The sequence below is a fragment of the Arthrobacter sp. 05L45_2 genome (genome assembly GCF_056397525.1).
Genome location: NZ_JBFTNO010000003.1, coordinates 1 through 17950, shown reverse-complemented (window position 1 = coordinate 17950; position 17950 = coordinate 1). Strand labels below are relative to the sequence as shown.

Sequence of the window (17950 nt, the reverse complement as noted above, 5' to 3'; positions counted from 1 at the left end):
CAACCCTACCCAGCCGCGGTGCGCGCCCCCGCGACGGGGCCTAGCCGAAGAGGACGGCTGCTTCCTCATAGCGGTTCGCGGGCACGCTCTTGAGGTTTCCGAGCGCGGCATCGAACCCGACGTGGACGATGTCCGTGCCGTGCAGGGAGACCATGGTTCCCCAGCGCTGTTCCACGACCGAGTCGATGGCCGCCATGCCGAGGCGGGTCGCCAGGACCCGGTCGAAGGCGGTTGGAACGCCGCCGCGCTGGATGTGCCCCAGCACCGTGGCCCGCGTTTCGATGCCGGTCCGGGCCTCCAGCTCCGGGGCCAGCAGCTCGGCGATGCCGCCGAGGCGGGGCCGGCCGAAGGTGTCGAGCCCGCGCTCGGAGTGCGGGGACTCCTGGCCCTCGGGGACAAAGCCTTCCGCGACCACCACCAGGGGTGCACGGCCGCGTTCGTGGGCGGAGACGACCCATTCGGTGATCTGTTCCATGGAAGCCTGCTGCTCCGGGATCAGGATGGCGTGGGCGCCGGAGGCCATCCCGGCGTGCAGGGCGATCCAGCCCACGTGCCGGCCCATGACCTCGGCGATCATGGTCCGGTGGTGGGATTCGCCGGTGGTGCGCAGCCGGTCGATGGCCTCGGTGGCGATCTCGACGGCGGTATCGAACCCGAAGGTGTAGTCGGTGGCGTCGAGGTCGTTGTCGACCGTCTTGGGCACACCGACGATCTTCAGGCCGGCGTCGGTCAGCCGCTTGGCAGCCGCCAGGGTGCCTTCGCCGCCGATGGCAATGATCGCGTCGATGCCGAGGCGGTCCATGTTGGCCTTGATGACCTCGGGACCGCCATTGTTCTCGAACGGGTTGGTCCGGGACGTGCCGAGGATGGTGCCGCCCTGCTTGGCGATGCCGCGGACCAGGGTGCGGGGGATGTCGATGATGTCGCCTTCGACCACGCCGCGCCAGCCGTCGAGGAATCCCACGAACTCGTGGCCGTGGACGGCGATGCCCTTCAGGACGGCGCCGCGGATCACGGCATTCAGTCCGGGGCAGTCTCCGCCGCTGGTGAGGATTCCAATTTTCATGTCTCGGCTCAAATCCTGGTTCGAAGGTGATTACAGGCAGAGCGCCACGCTGAGCTCACGTAGAAGTCTACTGGCGGATGTGGGGAAGGACACAAACCGTGACCAGCGGTGCCCCCGCCGGACGCGGCAGTGCCCCCGCCGGATGGCAGGGGCACTGTTGTGTGCGCAGGTGCTCGAGACCGCCGGTGCTCGGTCGCGGGGAGGGGCTCAGGGCCGGCCGGCGCGCCGTTCGAGGAAGGTCTCGAGGACAATTGCGTTCCGCTGGTCGGGCAGGATCAGCCAGGCCGCCAGGTAGAACACGAACGCGGGCCCGGGGATCAGGGCGAAGAGCAGGTACGCGATCCGGACGAACGCGACGTCGACGTTCAGCTTGGCGGCGATCCCGCCGCAGACGCCGCCAACCCAGCGCTGCGGGCCGCGCTTCAGGCCGAAGCCCCGGACAATGCTGAAGAACTTATCCATGTTTCAAGACTTCCTTGTTGTCAGGTCTTTGTCACGCCTGCGGGCGGACAGGAGGCCGCCGACCACCAGGGCTGCGCCGGCCCCGATCATCAGGCCGATGAGCACGTACGTTCCGTTCAGGGCCACCAGGCCCAGCCGGGAGATGATGATCAGCGCGGCCAGGGCCAGCACGATCAGTCCCCAGACCACGGTCCCCACCCGCGCCCGCGGAGCGCCGGAATCCACGGCCGTCGTGGCCGGCACGTCCGCCGGCCTGTCGAAGTCGCTCATGTCAGTTCCCTTCCTTCACGGTGATGTTGCTCAGGGTTCCCGAGACTTTGACGATCAGGCGTCCACCGGGTTTGTCCGTGTTGTAGTCGTTGTGCTGGGTGGTCATACCGCCGTGGCTGCCCCCACCGTCGTTTAGGTTGCCCATGGTCAGGTCCGCCTGGACCTGCACGGGAACGTTGGCGGGGATGGCCACTGTGACGTTGCTGGCYGTGGCATCGAGCCGGACCACGACGTCGGAGGCCAGCGGCGGGGTCAGGTTCAGCTGCGTCAAATCAACGGTGCCGCTGCCGCCCGTGATGTCGAAGCCGTCCGCTGCCTGGGCGAGGCTCGTCGGGCTCCAATCGACGTGTTGGAACCGTGCCCGGTCGGCGTTGGGCGCCAGGTTGAAGATCCCGCCGATGATCAGTGCGACGACGGCGAAGAATCCAAGGATGCCTGCGCTCCGGCCGCGGAGCCCGGAGACCACGATTCCGAGTCCCAGGACGGCCGCTCCGCTGGCCCAGACCACGGCGTTGCCGGCGGTGCCCAGGTTGATGGCGTGGGCGGCGTCCAGCGCCTTGATGCCGCCGCCGACAAGGAGGGCCAGGCCCGCCGCGATCGCGACTGCCGGAGCCCCCGGGCCGGGGTGGCGTGGCTTCGGGGCCGGTGCCGGGACGGGGGGAACGGAACCGTACGCTCCGCCGCCGTAGCCCCCCGCTCCGTAGCCGCCGCCGTAGCCGCCGGCGTTCCCGGCGGGCGGCTGCGGGGCGCCAGCCGGAGGCGCCGACCAGCCGGAGGCACCAGCCGGCGCGTCTGCCCGGGTGTGCGCCGGCAGTCCGTCCAGCGGGAGCGTCGGGTGGGCCTGGCCGTAGGCGCTGTGGGTCGTTCCGTCGGTGGGTGCGCCCGGAGCTGGCGCCCAGCCGGGACCAGGGCGGCTGTACATGGGGGTGCCGCCGTGCCGGGCTTTGTTGCGCTGGGTGAGGTAGTAGATCAGGTAGATGGCGCCGCCGACCCAAAATACGGTCCAGGCGAAGCCGGCAAAGCCGCCGTGGCTCCAGCCCCAGACCCCGCCGCCCAGGCCGGGGAATCCGAGAAGGGTGGTGATAAGGGCGCCGGTCATGCCGGAGCTCCAGCGTCCCGCGGCCGCCTCCTGGACGTGGATGCGCCCGTCGGGCTCGGGCAGCAGGGCCCAGGCCAGGCCGTAGAGCAGGACGCCGACGCCGGCGAACACTGTCAGGACGATCAGGATGCCGCGCACGATCAGGGGGTCGACGCCGAACCGCTGCGCGATCCCGCTGGCGACTCCGCCGATCCACCGCTCGCGGCCCCGGTGGATCCCGTGGCTGCGGATCCAGTCGAAGAAATTCTGCGGGTGACCTGCCGACGCCGGCGGGGTGCTTCCGGGACCCGCAGGGTACGGGCCGCCCGGCCGGTAGAGGGGCGGCGCCTCGCCGGGGGCGCCGGGGGCGCCAGGGCCGGAAGCGGTCGGGCTGCTGAAAGGATCGCCTGCGGGGCCGGCGGTGTGTCCGGTGGCGGAGTCGCTGCCGGGCGCGGCCGGGCCGGCTGGCGGGGATTCCGGTGAGCCGTCCGGAGTGGTGCCCGGCGAGCTGTCCGGGCGGCCCGATGCGTTCGGGTCCTCATCTGGGTGCGGAGTGTGCGGGTTCATACTTCGATCCTGCCGCCTGCGCGGTTCCGGCTCTACTGGGGAAGACCCTGAACGGCCCCTGAGTAGGCCCCGGTTCGGCCGGAAAACGGCTCCGGGAAACCCCCGTCCGTGTTTGGATTGATCCATGACAACAGTCGTTTCCCGCCCGCCGCTGGCCCGCAGCAGCGACCGCGTGATTGCCGGCGTCTGTGCCGGCCTGGCCGTCCATCTGGGCTGGCCGGTGCGGATGGTACGGATCGGCATGGTGGTGGCGGCGCTCGCCGGCGGGGCCGGCGTCGCGTTCTATGCGTGGCTATGGATCATGGTCCCCACCGCGGACGAGAGCGCCAAGCGCAACGCCCGCCGGCCGGCGTCGCCCATCGCCCCGGCCGTGAGCGGACCCGTGGCGGAGGGACCGGCCGCTGGCCGGAGCGCCGGGGTGGGAAGCGTAGGCGCCGGGGGCACCGGCGTCCGGCGCGGCCGGTTCCCCGGCATGCAATACGGCAAGGAAATCCTGCTCGGCGCCGGGCTCCTGCTGGCGGCGGCCATCCTGATTGCCCGGCTCCTGGGCGTGGACGTCCCGCTGGGCACGCTCATTCCCGTGGCCGCCATCCTCGGCGGCGCCGCGATCGCCTGGATGCAGCTGGACGAGACCCGGCGAGCCGGCATCGTGGATAAGACCAAGGCGGACCAGGCCGGCGGCTGGGCGCGGGTGGCGGCCGGGCTCGGGCTGGTGATCGYAGGGGTCCTGCTGATGGTCTCCGGTTCGGGCTCCTGGGAGCAGACCTGGCTGGCCCTGCTCGCCTCGGTAGCCGTGCTGGGCGGTGTTGCCCTGGTGCTGCTGCCGTGGGGGCTGAAGTTCTGGCGCGACCTCGAGGCCGAGCGCGCCGGCCGTGTGCGGGCCACCGAGCGGGCCGAGATCGCGGCACACCTGCACGACTCCGTACTGCAGACCCTCGCGCTGATCCAGCGCCGGGCCGGCAATGAGCACGACGTCGTCCGGCTGGCCCGCGCCCAGGAACGGGAGTTGCGGGGCTGGTTGTACCGGGATCCCGAGCAGGGGGCGGGCCAGCTGTCGGACGGGATCAAGGCTGCGGCCGCCGAGGTCGAAGACTCCCTCGGTCACGCCGTCGACGTCGTCACGGTGGGGGACTGCGCCATGACCGAGCGCCTCGAAGCCGTGGTCCAGGCTGCGCGTGAAGCCATGCTCAATGCCGCGCGCCACGGCGGTGGAGCGGTCTCGGTCTACCTGGAAGTCACCGATGAAGCCGCGGAAGTTTTCGTCAAGGACCGCGGACCGGGCTTCGACCCCGGATCGATTCCCGCCGACCGGCTGGGCGTCCGGGAATCCATGATCGGCCGGATGCGCCGCCACGGCGGGACGGCCGTCATCGCCAGCAACGCCGACGGCACCGAGGTGCGCCTCCGGCTGCCGCTCGCGGCCACCGGCCCGGTGGGCACCGGAGCAACTGCCGGCAGCAGCACCACTGCGCCCGGAACCAACGGAGAGGACACACAGTGAGCAGCCAGCCCAGGGGCAACAACGGGGCGGCGGCGCCGCCCGCGGCCACGCGTGTGGTGATCGTTGACGACCACGCCATCTTCCGCTCCGGACTGAAGGCCGACCTGGACGCCGGCATCGACGTCGTCGGCGAGGCCGGAACAGTGGAAGAAGCCGTCGCCGTCATCGCAGCCGCGCGTCCCGACGTCGTGCTCCTTGATGTCCACCTTCCGGGCGGACTGGGCGGCGGCGGCCGCGACGTCCTGGCCGGCTCGGCGCCGCTGCTGGGCACCACCAAGTTCCTGGCGCTGAGCGTCTCGGATGCCGCCGAGGACGTGGTCTCAGTGATCCGCGCCGGAGCCAGGGGGTACGTCACGAAGACCATCTCCGGGGCCGAGATCAGCGACGCCGTGCGCAGGGTCGCGGGCGGCGACGCTGTCTTTTCGCCGAGGCTGGCCGGCTTTGTCCTCGATGCCTTCGGAACGGCGCCTGCGGACATCGCGGACGACGAGCTGGACCGGCTTTCGGCCCGCGAACTGGAGGTCATGCGGCTGATCGCCCGCGGCTACAGCTACAAGGAAGTGGCCAAGGAGCTGTTCATCTCGATCAAGACGGTGGAAACCCACGTCTCGGCGGTCTTGCGGAAACTCCAGCTCTCCAGCCGGCACGAACTGACCCGCTGGGCCGCGCAGCGCCGCCTCCTCTAACCCAAAGATGCGCTATCACTTTTGGTCCCTATTCCGGCGGTTTAGGGACCAAAAGTGATAGCGCATCAGGGATTTGGGGCGGCTACTTGGCCTTGCCGAGGAAGTCCTGGAGACGGCCGACGCCGGTAGCCAGGTCCTCGTCGCCCAGCGCGTAGGAGAGCCGGAGATAACCCGACGGACCGAATGCCTCACCCGGGACGACGGCGACCTCCACCTCATCGAGGATCAGTGCGGCCAGTTCAGCCGACGTCGAAGGCCGGACCGGGCCGTTCGCGGTAGGGAACTCTTTGCCCAACAGGGCGCGGACGTCGGCGTAGACGTAGAARGCGCCCTTGGGGGTGGGGCAGTCCACGCCCTCGATCGCGTTCAGGCCGGCAACGATGGCCTTCCGCCGGCGGTCAAAGGCCACCTTCATCTCATCCACTGCCGTGAGCGGACCGGAGACCGCAGCGAGGGCGGCCATCTGCGGAACGTTGGAGACGTTGGACGTGGCGTGCRACTGCAGGTTCGTGGCGGCCTTGATCACGTCTGCCGGGCCGATCATCCAGCCAACCCGCCACCCGGTCATGGCATAGGTCTTCGCGACGCCGTTGAGGATGACCACTTTGTCGCCGAGCTCGGGGGCGGCGGTCGCGATCGAGGTGAACGGGACGCCGTCGTACGTCAGGTGCTCATAAATTTCGTCGGTGACCACCCACAGGCCCTTGGCGGCCGCCCACTGGCCGATTTCCTTGACCTGCTCCGGTGAGTACACGGCACCGGTCGGGTTGGATGGGGACACGAAGAGCAGGATCTTGGTGCGGTCCGTGACGGCCGCTTCCAGCTGGTCCACCGTGACGAGGTAACCCTGGTCCGGACCGGCGAAAACCTCCACCGGCACGCCGCCCGCAAGCCGGATGGCCTCGGGGTAGGTGGTCCAAAACGGTGTCGGGACGATCACCTCGTCGCCCGGGTCCAGCAGCGTGGCGAAGGTGTTGTAGACGGCCTGCTTGCCGCCGTTGGTCACCAGGACCTGGGACGCCTCAGCCTTGTAGCCGGAGTCCCGGAACGTCTTTTCGGCGATGGCCTGTTTCAGTTCGGGCAGGCCGCCGGCGGGGGAGTAGCGGTGGAACTTCGGCTGGCCTGCGGCCTCGATGGCGGCCTGGACGATGTAGCCGGGAGTGGGGAAGTCGGGCTCGCCGGCCCCGAAGCCGATGACCGGGCGGCCGGCCGCCTTCAACGCCTTCGCCTTGGCATCGACAGCCAGTGTGGCGGATTCGGCTATGGCGGAAATGCGCTGGGAAATGCGGGCGGCAGGCATTGCGGGTCCGTTCTTCGCGTACAGCTCGTGGCTGGATGTGGGATTCGACGAAATCTACTCTATGCTGTTCAKCGGATCCTCCGGGGTGCCGGGTATGAATGTGACCCGAGGCGCGAAAGCGACCTCCGGGACGTTGTTTCAGCCCGCAGCCAGGGGTCCGGACGGAGCCGGTTCGACGTGGACGCAGTTGTTGCGTAGACTGGTTCTCCGGTGTTGAAAACACGATGATGGCGTGCGCCTCAGGGAAGCCTGCGGAACAAGGCAGTCTGACCCGTTTTCGATCCATAGGGTAGTGGCGCAATTGGTAGCGCAGCGGTCTCCAAAACCGCAGGTTGCAGGTTCGAGTCCTGTCTGCCCTGCGCAAGCTGTTCCGGGAACGACCGGAACCAGCGCAGCAACCATGGTTCAGTTCAGAGCCGGGTATCCGACATTGCGAGGATGAGTGAGGATCAGGTGACCGAAACAGCTGCCAGCAGCTCCAAAGGCCGCCCCGCCAAGAATGCCCCCAAGGCAGGATTCTTCGCCCGGATCGCACTCTTCGTCCGCCAGGTCATCGGCGAACTGAAGAAGGTCGTCGCGCCCACCCGCAAGGAACTGATCAACTACACGCTCGTGGTGCTGGTGTTCGTGGTCATCATGATGGTGATCGTCACCCTGCTGGACCTGGCCTTCGGGACCGGAGTGAGCTGGGTCTTCGGCGGAACAGGCGCCACGGACCGCTAAGGCGACCGGTCCGCAGACCGCGTGGACCTCCGGAAATCCGGAGCTTCTGCGGGGTGTGCGGAATTGAGTCATTTAAATAGGCATGTTAGGCAATGAGGAAGCAGGAGACCAAGTGTCTGAGCAGGAGCTCGAGGTAACTGAGACTGAGCTGGATAAGAGCCAGGACGCCGCGGTGGAAGCCAGCGACGAGTCCGAGGCTGCATCTGCTGCGCCCGAATCCGACGCCGCCGACGAGACTGCTGATGAGTCCGTAGACGCCGGGGAAGCCGAAACCGAGGAAGAGGGCGACGCCCTCGCGGCAGCCGCCGCGGCCGACGTCGACCCCGCCGACGAGTTCAAGGCCAAGCTCCGCCGCCAGGAGGGTGACTGGTACGTCATCCACTCCTACGCCGGCTACGAAAACCGCGTCAAGGCCAACCTTGAGACCCGCATCCAGACCCTGGACATGGAAGATTACATCTTCGAAATCCAGGTCCCGATGGAGGAAGTCGTTGAGATCAAGAACGCTCAGCGCAAGGTCATCAACCGCGTCCGCATCCCCGGCTACGTCCTGGTCCGCATGGATCTGACGGATGCCTCCTGGGGCGCCGTCCGCCACACCCCCGGTGTCACCGGCTTCGTGGGCAACGCCCACAACCCCGTGCCGCTGCGCCTCGACGAGGTCTTCTCCATGCTCGCCCCGGTCTTCGAGGAAGAGCAGGCCGAGAAGGGCAAGCCGGTCAACAAGCAGAGCCAGGTTCCCGTGGCCGTTGACTTCGAAGTCGGCGAATCCGTCATCGTCAAGGAAGGTCCGTTCGAGACCCTTCCGGCCACGATCTCCGAGATCAAGCCGGAGTCCCAGACCCTGGTGGTCCTGGTTTCCATCTTCGAGCGCGAAACCCCTGTCACCCTGGCGTTCAACCAGGTCAGCAAGATCTAGCTCCACCCACAGAATTCGCCCCGGGCTGCCCGCTTAGCAGCCCCGGAGCGGCCGGCCGCCTCGCCATGGCGRCCACCAACCTGAGGCACGCTCCTGTGCCCCAGGACGTATTTGAGAGAAGGACCTACATTGGCTCCCAAGAAGAAGGTCACCGGCCTCATCAAGCTGCAGATCCAGGCAGGTGCCGCTAACCCGGCCCCGCCGATCGGTCCTGCGCTTGGCCAGCACGGTGTCAACATCATGGAATTCTGCAAGGCGTACAACGCTGCGACGGAAGCCCAGCGCGGCAACGTTATTCCGGTTGAAATCACGGTCTACGAGGACCGCTCGTTCACGTTCATCACCAAGACCCCGCCGGCTGCAGAGCTCATCAAGAAGGCTGCAGGCGTCGCCAAGGGTTCGGCTACCCCGCACACCGTCAAGGTTGCCAAGCTGACCCAGGCCCAGGTCAACGAGATCRCCACCACCAAGATGGAAGACCTCAACGCCACCAGCCTGGAAGGCGCCGCGAAGATCATCGCCGGCACCGCCCGCTCCATGGGTATCACCGTCGAGGGTTAATTCCCTTTTGCTGATGCGACGGGACGGGAAACCGATCACGACGCCGTCAGTACCGCCGGCCAGCCGGCACCACCTAAACATTGAATAGCGGGAACCCGGCCGGGAACATCTGGCCGAGACCCGACTGTGGCAGGGCCCAGCGCGGTCCGCAGACCACACCTGCACAAGGAGAATAAGCAGCATGGCAAAGCGCAGCAAAGCATATGAGGCAGCCGCCGCCAAGATCGACGCGGAGAAGTTCTACGCGCCGTTCGAGGCAGTGACCCTCGCCAAGGACACCAACCCGTCCAAGTTCGACGCCACCGTTGAGGTTGCCTTCCGCCTCGGCGTCGACCCCCGCAAGGCCGACCAGATGGTCCGCGGCACCGTCAACCTGCCGCACGGTACCGGTAAGGTCGCCCGCGTCCTCGTCTTCGCCACCGGCGACAAGGCTGAGGCCGCAATCGCAGCCGGCGCCGACTTCGTTGGTTCCGACGACCTGATCGAAAAGATCGCCGGCGGCTGGACCGACTTCGACGCCGCCGTCGCCACCCCGGACCTCATGGGTAAGGTTGGCCGCCTGGGTAAGGTCCTCGGCCCGCGTAACCTCATGCCGAACCCGAAGACCGGCACCGTGACCGCTGACGTCACCAAGGCTGTCAACGACATCAAGGGCGGCAAGATCGACTTCCGCGTCGACAAGCACTCGAACCTGCACTTCATCATCGGCAAGGTTTCCTTCGACGCCGTCAAGCTGGCCGAGAACTACGCAGCAGCGCTGGAAGAGGTCCTTCGCCTGAAGCCGYCCGCTTCCAAGGGCCGCTACATCCAGAAGGCCACCGTGGCCACCACGTTCGGCCCGGGCATCTCGGTTGACCCCAACGTCACCAAGGTCCTGACCGAGGTCTAGTCCTCGCCCGCTTGCAGCAGCAAGTAACGAAAAGACCGTCCCGCTCACGCGGGGCGGTCTTTTCTGCTTTTCGGCCGCCCGTTAGGCTGGGCCGGTGACTGCATCGACGTATCTGATCGAGCCCCTGGTCCTGCCCGAGTCCCTTGAAAGCCCTGGCGCGGCGGAGTTCCTGGAATTCGGGCAGCTCTGCGACGCCCTGACCCTTGAAACGTGGGGGAATCTGGACCGTGCGTCGGCGGCCGCGGCCCGGCTGCGTTTCTGGCGGGACAACGCCTACACGCGGACGCGGCTGTTCTTCGTCCGCGTCGACGGCAAGATGGCAGCGAAGTCCTGGGTCAGGTTCGAGCAGCAGGAAAACCTCGGCAGTGCACTCCTGCACGTGGCCGTACTCAACGAGTACACCGGCCGCGGTATTGGACGGGCGCTGCTGGAACATGCCGAGGCCCTCGCGGCCGGCGATGGCCGCACCACCCTGATGACCTTCACGGAACACCCGGCGGACTTCGACGCCGACGGTCCGGACGTTGTCGTGCCCCTGACGGGCACCGGCGCCTTGCCGGCAACGGCACCTGGCGTGCGGTTCGCGGCCGCCACCGGCTACCGGCTGGAGCAGGTCGAACGGTTCAGCAGCCTGGACGTGGCCGCCGCGGCACCAGGGCTGGACGGGCTGGAGAGCGGGGCGCAGGCCAGGGCCGCCGGATACGAGCTCCTGACCTGGACCGACCGCTGCCCGGATGAGTACGTCGCCCAGCTGGCCGTACTGATGTCGCGAATGAGCACGGACGCCCCGATGGGCGGCCTCAGTTTCGACGCCGAGACGTGGGACGTCGCGCGCGTCCGGCACGTGGAGGACACCTGGCAGCGGGCCGGCAACACCTCCCTGGTGGCGGCGGCCCGGCACGTGGAGACCGGAGAGCTCGCGGCGTACTCGGTGCTGGAGCTCGCGCCCAGCAAACCGTGGCTCGCCGAACAGGATGACACGCTGGTGGCAGCCAGCCATCGCGGGCACCGCCTGGGGATGCTGGTCAAGATCGCCAATCTGCGGCGCCTGGCCGATTTTCCGGACGTGGAGCGGGTGACCACCTTCAACGCTGCCGAGAACAGCCACATGCTGGCGATCAACATCGCCCTCGGCTTCCGGCCCGCGGGCTGGGACGGGGAATGGCAACGCTCCGTCGCCCCGGAGAATGCTTCCCAATCCGGGTGACAACCCGCGGCCGGGCCCGGCCCGCAACTGGCCCGCGTGGGGCATGGAATGCGGGCCCCAACGGGCATATGCTGACGCTTGAAAGCCCGGTGAGAGCCGGGCGGAACGCACGGCGGCAGGATGGCTGGGAACATGCCCGCTAAGGCAGAGGAAGTACGGGTCGAGCAGCTCTGGATCCCCGATTCGCTGGACGGACCGGATGCCGCGGACTTCCTTGCCGCCGTCGAAGTCGGCCGCAAAGTCCGCATGCAGACGTGGGGGAGCGACGATCTCGCCTACTCCCCGCTGGAGAAGCTGTTGGAGATGGCGGACCCCTACGAGCGACAGGTCATCCTGGTGGCCAAGGTCGACGGCGTCATTGTCGGCACCGCTGACGTGGCCCTGCCCCTGGCGGACAACCTGGACCTCGCCGAATTCACCCTGGATATCCTGCCCGAGTTCCAAGGCCGCGGCGTTGGCCGGCAACTCCTGGAAGCCGCGGAGCACCTCGCCCGGGACGAGGGCCGGCGGACCATCCTGATCGATACAAACCATCCCGGCGCGAGCCTGGCGGACAGCGCAGCCGGGCAGCTCATCCCCGGCTCCGGCATGGGGTTCGTTCCGCTGAACAGCCGGGAGGTGGAGTTCGCGCAGCACACCGGGTACACGCTCCAGCACATCGAGCAGTTCAGCTCCTGCGCCCTTCCACTGGACAGCAAGGTGGTCGCGGACCTGCAGGCCGAAGCCGAGGAAGCCAACGCCGGACGGTACCGGCTGCACCACTGGACGGACCGCTGCCCGGACCAGTGGCTCGAGGCCGTCGTCGCCCTCGAAAACCGGGCCGGGGAGGGCAGCTCTCCCGGTGCCGGCGATGAGGAGCTGGTCTTCGACGGCGGCATCCTCCGGGAAGCCGAAGAGGTCGCCATCGCCCAGGGCCGCCGGACGGTGGTCACCGCCGTCGAGCACATCGCCACCGGGTCGCTGGCCGGCCTGACCACCATCAGCGTGCTGGCGCTGCGCCCCGACGTCGTCTTCCAGGATGACACTGTGGTCCTGGCCGAGCACCGCGGGAACAAGCTGGGGCTGCTGATCAAGGTCGCCAACATGGAACGGCTCACGGAGCAGTTCCCGGACGCCCGGGTCCTGTACACCTGGAACGCGCCGGAAAACCGGTATCTGCTGACCGTCAACCAGCAGCTCGGCTTCACCACCGCGGGGGTCACCGGTATCTGGCAAAAGGAGCTCCCCGACCTCGGGCCCAGTGTCAGCTGAGCCGATTTGGAGCTGCCGGGGTCCGTCCCGTAAGCTGGGGGAACCAAAGACCGTCGGTTGTTGGAAATCCACTCTCCTGAGCATCGCTCACTTCTGCAGTTGTGTGCGGGGGATCAAAGTAGATTTCCGGACGAAGGACCCCCATCGCAGGGCGGCCGGCGCAGGTGAACGAAGCAAAGCTCCGCGGCTGGCCCGCGTTGAGACAAGCCCCGTGCATCTGCGCGGGGCGTTTTTAGTTTTAGCGATCCTGAGGGGACCCGGAATACCGGCACTATCCCCGGAAGGAGGGTTATGGCAACGCCTACCAAGGTTTCAGCAGTAGCTGAGATCACTAACGATTTCAAGGAATCGAACGCCGCTGTCCTGACCGAATACCGTGGGCTCACCGTTGCACAGCTCAAGCAGCTGCGTGTTTCTCTCGGCCAGGACACTAAGTTCGCGGTCGTCAAGAACACCCTGACCGCCATTGCAGCCAAGGAAGCCGGCGTCGAAGCATTCGACGGCCAGCTTGCCGGCCCCACTGCAATCGCGTTCATCAAGGGTGACGCTGTTGCAGCTGCCAAGAGCCTGACGGATTTTGCCAAGGCTAACAAGCAGCTGGTCATCAAGACCGGTTACTTCGAGGGCAAGGCACTGAACGCCAGCGAAGTTGCTGCCCTGGCAGCACTCGAGTCCCGCGAGCTGCAGCTCGCCAAGGTTGCAGGCATCCTCAAGGCTCCTGCTGCCGCTGCTGCACGCATCATTGACGCCCTGCGCCTCAAGCTTGAAGAAGAGAACGGTGCACCGGCAGCTGCCGAAGCACCCGCCGCTGAAGAAGCCCCGGCCGCAGAAGCAGCAGAGACCGAAGCTCCGGCCGAGGCCGCAGCAACCGAAGAGAACTAACTCTCTTTCAACCAAGACTCCGGTGCGAAGCAACGGCCCAGGCCGCCCAGCACCACCTATAGGAAGGACGCCACACCATGGCGAAGCTCAGCAACGAAGAGCTCATTGAAGCTTTCAAGGAACTGACCATCATCGAGCTCTCCGAGTTCGTCAAGCTCTTCGAAGAGACCTTCGAAGTTACCGCTGCTGCTGTCGCAGTTGCCGGCCCCGCCGGTGGCGGAGCTGCTGAAGAAGCCGAAGAGAAGACCGACTTCGACGTCGTCCTCGAATCTGCTGGCGACAAGAAGATCGCAGTGATCAAGGAAGTTCGCGCCATCACCTCCCTCGGCCTCAAGGAAGCYAAGGACCTGGTTGACAGCGCACCGAAGGCTGTCCTCGAAGGCGCCACCAAGGAAGCTGCTGAGAAGGCCAAGGAGCAGCTCGAGGCTGCCGGCGCCACCGTTACCCTCAAGTAACACTCGCAGTTTCGGAAGGCTTCACGCTTTCCACCCGGGAAACCCCGTCCACTTCGGTGGGCGGGGTTTCCTGCGTTCCGGGGGCTTCGCGGGACTGCCGCGTGGATGGCGGCGCAGGTGAATCCTGTGCAAATGATGGCGGGCTCTCCTTTTCAGGACGCGGCCGCCGCCCTAGACTTTGGCTTTGTGCCGACCGGCCGCGAAACCCCTGAGGAGCTCATACAATGACCGATCCCAACCCGTCGTTCTCCCGCCGCGCCATGCTCACCGCGGCGTTCGTTGGCGGCAGCGCCGCCGCAGCGACGCTCTCCGGGGCCCCGGCCGCCCAGGCAGCACCCGCCAACGGGAAGAAGCAGTTCACCCTCACGGTGCTGGGCACCACCGACCTGCACAACAACGTCTTCAACTGGGACTACTTCAAGGACGTTCCGTACTCGGACAGCTCGGGCAACAAGATCGGCATCGCCCAGGCGGCCACCCTGATCAAGGCCGTCCGGGCCGAACGCGGCGCCGGCAACACCCTCACCATAGACTCCGGCGACACCATCCAGGGCACGCCCCTGGCCTACTACTTCGCCAAGGTGAACCCCATCTCCGACACCGTCAAGCACCCCATGGCCCTGGCCATGAACGCCGTGGGCTACGACGCCGTCGCCCTCGGAAACCACGAGTTCAACTACGGGGTCCCCATGCTGCGGACCTGGGAGAAGCAGCTTGATTTCCCGTTGCTCGGCGCCAACGTCCACGACGCCGTCAGCGGCGGGCGGGCATTCACGCCGTACGTCCTCAAGCGGGTCAAGACAGGGAACGGCTGGGTGACGGTGGGCCTGGTTGGCTTCGTGACTCCGGGGTGTGCGCTCTGGGACCGCGACAACGTGCAGGGCAAGCTCGACTTCAACGGCATCGTCGAGGAAGCCAAGACGGTCATCCCGGAAATGAAGGCGGCCGGGGCTGACGTCGTTATCGTCTCCAGCCACTCGGGCGCCACCCCGGGTTCCTCCTACGGGGATGCGCTGCCGTTCCCCGAGAACGCGTCCACCCAGCTCGCCGAGGAGGTTCCAGGGATTGACGCCATCCTGGTGGGGCACGCGCACCTGGAGATCCCCGAGCGGTTCGTCACCAACAAGGCCACCGGCCGGCAGGTCCTCCTGACCGAGCCGCTGAAATGGGGCATGCGGGTCGCCGTCATCGACCTGGATCTGGTCAAGGACCGCGGAGAGTGGAAGGTGACCTCGGCCCACTCACACCTGCTGGATGCCAAGACCGTGGACCCGGACCCCGCCGTTGTCAACGCGGTGCAGGCCGGGCACCAGGCCACCGTGAAGTACGTGAACCAGGTCATCGGCACCTCCACCGCGCCGTTGTCCACGGCCACCGCCTGCTGGGGCGATTCCGCAGCGATCGATGCGATCAACTACGTCCAGGCGGCCACCATCAAAGCCGAACTCGCCAACGGCCCGGCAGCGGCACTCCCGGTGCTGTCCATTGCGGCTGCCTTCTCCCGGTCGGTGGATGTGAAGGCCGGCCCGCTGACCATCCGCGACGTGGCGGGCCTCTACATCTTCGACAACACGCTGCTCTCCATCAAGGTCACGGGCGCGCAGGTCAAGGCCTACCTGGAGTGGTCGGCCCAGTACTTCAAGCCGGTCAGCGGCACTACCGCGCGCGCCCAGGACGTCACGAACGCGGCCACCGCCATCGCGCCGAACGGCACCCCGGATTACAACTACGACGTCGTGTACGGGCTGGACGCGCCGTTGAATTACGAGATCGACCTGGGCCGCCCGGTGGGGGACAGGATCATGAATCTCACCTACGGCGGCGCCCCCGTGCCGGCGGACAAGGAATTTGCCATGGCCATCAACAACTACCGCCAGAGCGGTGGCGGCAACTTCCCCGCGGTCAAGACGGCCCCGGTCCTCTCCAACAGCCAGCAGGAGATCCGGCAGCGCATCATCGACTACGTCGTGGCCCGCGGGACGCTCGACGCCTCGGTCTTCAGCCAGGACAACTGGCGGCTCACGGTCAACGGGCAAGCCCTGACAGTCACCGCCTGACGCAGTGAGCTCCCATCGACTGCTCCGTAACCGCCGTTTTCAGCGCCCAGAACGGCACCTACGGAGCAGTCGATGCGCCAGGCACGTGTTAACCGGGCTGGGCTACGTCGTTACTGGACCGGATCGGTGATGTCCGCGACGACGGCGCCGAGGGCGGCGGTCAGTGCGTCCGCGTCGACGAACGCGCTGTAGCCGTGCTCACCGGCACCCATCGAGATCCGGCGGCCGGCGATGGTGCTGTCCGCGTACACAGGCCACGCGGTGGTGCTGCCGAGCGGGGTGATGGTGCTCCGCTCGTAGCCGGTCGCAGCGAGGGCGACGTCGGCGCTGGGCAGGGACAACTTGTTGACGCCGACCAGTTGGCGGAGTTTGGGCCAGGAGATCTGGCGGTCGCCGGGGACAAGGGCGAAGAGGAAGCTGCCGTCCTTGTGCTTGACCACAAGGGACTTCACGATGTCGCCGGGGCTGATGCCGAGGATGGCCGCGGCCTCCTCCAGGCTGCTCGCGGCCATCCGCTCCACCAGTTCCACCGTGATCCCGCGTGCGGCGGCGTCGGCGAGGAAGCGTTTCCTGCCGGTGCTCCCGCCGTGGTGGTGCCCGGAAGGAAGACCGGCTGCGGGGCCGGAAGCCTGCCCCGCAGCCGGGTGTGCCGTGGGTTCGGTCATCAGTCGCGGTACAGCAGGAGGGCCTCGCCCTGGCCGCCGCCGCCGCAGAGGGACACGGCGGCCTTGCCGGTGCCGCGGCGCTTCAGCTCGTGGGCCGCGTGCAGGGCCAGCCGTGCTCCGGATGCGCCGATCGGGTGGCCCAGGGCAATCGCGCCGCCGTGGATGTTGCACTGTTCGAGCGGGTAGTCCAGGTCCTTGAGGGACTGCACGGCCACGGAGCCGAAGGCCTCGTTGATCTCGATGAAGTCCAGGTCCGCGGCTGACCATCCGGCCTTATCCAGTGCGCTCTTGATCGCGTTGGACGGCTGGGAGTGCAGCGAATTGTCCGGTCCGGCGACCTGTCCGGGCTTGCCGACCACGGCCAGGTACTCCAGTCCGTGGTCCTCGGCGAACTGCCGCGAGGTGAGGACCAGAGCGGCTGCCCCGTCAGAGAGAGGCGAGGAGTTGCCGGCCGTGATGGTGCCGTCCGTGGCGAACGCGGCACGCAGTCCGGCCAGGGAGGAGACCGACGTGTCCGGACGGATGCCCTCGTCGGCGCTGACCACCAGCGGGTCGCCCTTACGCTGCTTGACGCTGATCGGCGCGATCTCGCCGTCGAAGACGCCATCCTTCGCAGCCGATGCGGCGCGCTGGTGCGAGGCCGCGGCCACCTCGTCCTGGGAGGCGCGGTCGATGCCGAGGGTGACATTCTTGCTCTCCGTGGACAGTCCCATCGACTGGCCGTCGAAGGCGTCGGTGAGGCCGTCGTGGGCGGCGGCGTCGAGCGCCTGGATGGAACCGTACGTCCAGCCCTGCCGGGAGCCGGGCAACAGGTGCGGCGCCCGGGTCATGGACTCCTGGCCGCCGGCGACCACCACGGTGGCATCCCCGCTGCGGATCAGCCGGGCTGCGTCGATCACGGCGGTAAGGCCGGAAAGGCACACCTTGTTGATGGTGACGGTGGGAACGTTCCAGCCGATGCCTGCCCCGATGGCACTCTGCCGGGCCGGGTTCTGCCCGGCGCCGGCCTGCAGGACCTGGCCCATGATTACCGAATCGACCTGGTCAGCCTTGACTCCGCTGGCAGCAAGGGCGGCGCGGATTGCGTGGGCACCGAGTTCGACGGCGGTGAAGCTGGCCAGCTGCCCGTTGAGCCGGCCCTGGGGGGTGCGGGCGGCTGCGAGGATGACAACATCATTGTTGTCCGCGGAGTTGTTCATGGTTATCTCTTCCGATCTCTAACGATGTTCTTCAAGGCTATCGTGAGCCCCGTCACGGTGCTATTCGGCGGGGAGGGCGGGAGCGCCGGCGCCGGGGGACGTGCTTGCATTCACGCCGCAAGTGGGGTAGACAAGTAGGTTGCTTTGCCGTATCGTAGATATTTGCGTCTTCCCTGTTTACCTTCAGCCTTCATATAGCGGTGGGCTTAGCC

At 67.3% G+C, this 17950-nt stretch carries 18 protein-coding genes and 1 tRNA gene; 12 read left to right on the top strand and 7 right to left on the bottom strand.

What is annotated here, in order from left to right; genetic code table 11:
- Nucleotides 1-40: 40 nt before the first annotated feature.
- The 4 genes from AC1DHD_RS00570 to AC1DHD_RS00555 all read right to left on the bottom strand — a co-directional run bounded on the left by AC1DHD_RS00570 (nucleotide 41) and on the right by AC1DHD_RS00555 (nucleotide 3443).
- Nucleotides 41-1066 carry a 6-phosphofructokinase gene (locus AC1DHD_RS00570; RefSeq protein WP_476877808.1) on the bottom strand — a complete coding sequence of 342 codons (1026 nt, stop codon included), beginning with the start codon at nucleotides 1064-1066 and terminating at the stop codon, nucleotides 41-43.
- Nucleotides 1067-1273: 207 nt separating this feature from the next.
- The gene (locus tag AC1DHD_RS00565) at nucleotides 1274-1528 is read right to left on the bottom strand and encodes a PspC domain-containing protein (RefSeq protein WP_476877807.1); all 255 of its coding nucleotides are present in this window, start codon (nucleotides 1526-1528) and stop codon (nucleotides 1274-1276) included.
- A gap of 3 nt (nucleotides 1529-1531) precedes the next feature.
- Complete coding sequence (locus tag AC1DHD_RS00560) at nucleotides 1532-1798, bottom strand: hypothetical protein (RefSeq protein ID WP_476877806.1); 267 nt, start codon at nucleotides 1796-1798, stop codon at nucleotides 1532-1534.
- Between the two features lies 1 nt (nucleotide 1799).
- Complete coding sequence (locus AC1DHD_RS00555; RefSeq protein ID WP_476877805.1) at nucleotides 1800-3443, bottom strand: PspC domain-containing protein; 1644 nt, start codon at nucleotides 3441-3443, stop codon at nucleotides 1800-1802.
- 124 nt (nucleotides 3444-3567) lie between these two features.
- On the opposite strand from AC1DHD_RS00555, the gene AC1DHD_RS00550 reads away from it, so the two are divergent.
- Nucleotides 3568-4944, top strand: a complete 1377-nt coding sequence (locus AC1DHD_RS00550; RefSeq protein ID WP_476877804.1) for an ATP-binding protein — start codon at nucleotides 3568-3570, stop codon at nucleotides 4942-4944.
- Nucleotides 4945-4997: 53 nt separating this feature from the next.
- On the top strand, nucleotides 4998-5630 hold the full coding sequence (locus AC1DHD_RS00545; protein WP_476877837.1) for a LuxR C-terminal-related transcriptional regulator: 633 nt from the start codon (nucleotides 4998-5000) through the stop codon (nucleotides 5628-5630).
- A gap of 82 nt (nucleotides 5631-5712) precedes the next feature.
- On the opposite strand, the gene AC1DHD_RS00540 is transcribed toward AC1DHD_RS00545, so the two are convergent.
- On the bottom strand, nucleotides 5713-6930 hold the full coding sequence (locus tag AC1DHD_RS00540; protein ID WP_476877803.1) for a pyridoxal phosphate-dependent aminotransferase: 1218 nt from the start codon (nucleotides 6928-6930) through the stop codon (nucleotides 5713-5715).
- A 286-nt stretch (nucleotides 6931-7216) separates the two neighbouring features.
- Here AC1DHD_RS00540 and AC1DHD_RS00535 point away from each other — a divergent pair.
- The 10 genes from AC1DHD_RS00535 (at nucleotide 7217) to AC1DHD_RS00490 (ending at nucleotide 15874) form a co-directional block, all read left to right on the top strand.
- Nucleotides 7217-7289 (top strand) — tRNA-Trp (locus AC1DHD_RS00535).
- A 79-nt stretch (nucleotides 7290-7368) separates the two neighbouring features.
- Complete coding sequence (secE, locus tag AC1DHD_RS00530; protein WP_056738571.1) at nucleotides 7369-7653, top strand: preprotein translocase subunit SecE; 285 nt, start codon at nucleotides 7369-7371, stop codon at nucleotides 7651-7653.
- A 112-nt stretch (nucleotides 7654-7765) separates the two neighbouring features.
- Nucleotides 7766-8572, top strand: a complete 807-nt coding sequence (gene nusG, locus AC1DHD_RS00525) for a transcription termination/antitermination protein NusG (RefSeq protein ID WP_476877802.1) — start codon at nucleotides 7766-7768, stop codon at nucleotides 8570-8572.
- A 129-nt stretch (nucleotides 8573-8701) separates the two neighbouring features.
- On the top strand, nucleotides 8702-9133 hold the full coding sequence (gene rplK / locus AC1DHD_RS00520; RefSeq protein WP_476877801.1) for a 50S ribosomal protein L11: 432 nt from the start codon (nucleotides 8702-8704) through the stop codon (nucleotides 9131-9133).
- 181 nt (nucleotides 9134-9314) lie between these two features.
- The gene (gene rplA, locus AC1DHD_RS00515) at nucleotides 9315-10022 is read left to right on the top strand and encodes a 50S ribosomal protein L1 (RefSeq protein WP_476877800.1); all 708 of its coding nucleotides are present in this window, start codon (nucleotides 9315-9317) and stop codon (nucleotides 10020-10022) included.
- Nucleotides 10023-10116: 94 nt separating this feature from the next.
- Entirely contained in the window at nucleotides 10117-11229 is a 1113-nt protein-coding gene (locus AC1DHD_RS00510) for a GNAT family N-acetyltransferase (RefSeq protein ID WP_476877799.1), read from the top strand.
- A gap of 132 nt (nucleotides 11230-11361) precedes the next feature.
- Complete coding sequence (locus tag AC1DHD_RS00505; RefSeq protein ID WP_476877798.1) at nucleotides 11362-12480, top strand: GNAT family N-acetyltransferase; 1119 nt, start codon at nucleotides 11362-11364, stop codon at nucleotides 12478-12480.
- A 291-nt stretch (nucleotides 12481-12771) separates the two neighbouring features.
- Entirely contained in the window at nucleotides 12772-13362 is a 591-nt protein-coding gene (gene rplJ, locus AC1DHD_RS00500; protein ID WP_138768559.1) for a 50S ribosomal protein L10, read from the top strand.
- A 77-nt stretch (nucleotides 13363-13439) separates the two neighbouring features.
- Nucleotides 13440-13817: a 50S ribosomal protein L7/L12 gene (gene rplL / locus AC1DHD_RS00495; protein WP_476877797.1), complete on the top strand. Its 378-nt coding sequence runs from the start codon at nucleotides 13440-13442 to the stop codon at nucleotides 13815-13817.
- Between the two features lie 224 nt (nucleotides 13818-14041).
- Nucleotides 14042-15874 (top strand): bifunctional metallophosphatase/5'-nucleotidase, encoded by a 1833-nt coding sequence (locus AC1DHD_RS00490; protein WP_476877796.1) that lies wholly within the window; start codon nucleotides 14042-14044, stop codon nucleotides 15872-15874.
- A 110-nt stretch (nucleotides 15875-15984) separates the two neighbouring features.
- On the opposite strand, the gene AC1DHD_RS00485 is transcribed toward AC1DHD_RS00490, so the two are convergent.
- Both AC1DHD_RS00485 and AC1DHD_RS00480 read right to left on the bottom strand, forming a co-directional pair.
- Nucleotides 15985-16539 carry an aminoacyl-tRNA deacylase gene (locus tag AC1DHD_RS00485; protein WP_476877795.1) on the bottom strand — a complete coding sequence of 185 codons (555 nt, stop codon included), beginning with the start codon at nucleotides 16537-16539 and terminating at the stop codon, nucleotides 15985-15987.
- Nucleotides 16539-17738: an acetyl-CoA C-acetyltransferase gene (locus tag AC1DHD_RS00480; RefSeq protein WP_476877794.1), complete on the bottom strand. Its 1200-nt coding sequence runs from the start codon at nucleotides 17736-17738 to the stop codon at nucleotides 16539-16541. Before AC1DHD_RS00480 ends, AC1DHD_RS00485 begins: the two co-directional genes overlap by 1 nt.
- Nucleotides 17739-17950: the final 212 nt, after the last annotated feature.

Coding starts and splice junctions, on each gene's coding strand:
- rplJ (WP_138768559.1), top strand. CDS start 12,772: ATGGCAACGCCTACCAAGGTTTCAGCAGTAGCTGAGATCACTAACGAT.
- AC1DHD_RS00570 (WP_476877808.1), bottom strand. CDS start 1,066: ATGAAAATTGGAATCCTCACCAGCGGCGGAGACTGCCCCGGACTGAAT.
- AC1DHD_RS00565 (WP_476877807.1), bottom strand. CDS start 1,528: ATGGATAAGTTCTTCAGCATTGTCCGGGGCTTCGGCCTGAAGCGCGGC.
- secE (WP_056738571.1), top strand. CDS start 7,369: ATGAGTGAGGATCAGGTGACCGAAACAGCTGCCAGCAGCTCCAAAGGC.
- AC1DHD_RS00505 (WP_476877798.1), top strand. CDS start 11,362: ATGCCCGCTAAGGCAGAGGAAGTACGGGTCGAGCAGCTCTGGATCCCC.
- AC1DHD_RS00560 (WP_476877806.1), bottom strand. CDS start 1,798: ATGAGCGACTTCGACAGGCCGGCGGACGTGCCGGCCACGACGGCCGTG.
- AC1DHD_RS00480 (WP_476877794.1), bottom strand. CDS start 17,738: ATGAACAACTCCGCGGACAACAATGATGTTGTCATCCTCGCAGCCGCC.
- AC1DHD_RS00490 (WP_476877796.1), top strand. CDS start 14,042: ATGACCGATCCCAACCCGTCGTTCTCCCGCCGCGCCATGCTCACCGCG.
- AC1DHD_RS00485 (WP_476877795.1), bottom strand. CDS start 16,539: ATGACCGAACCCACGGCACACCCGGCTGCGGGGCAGGCTTCCGGCCCC.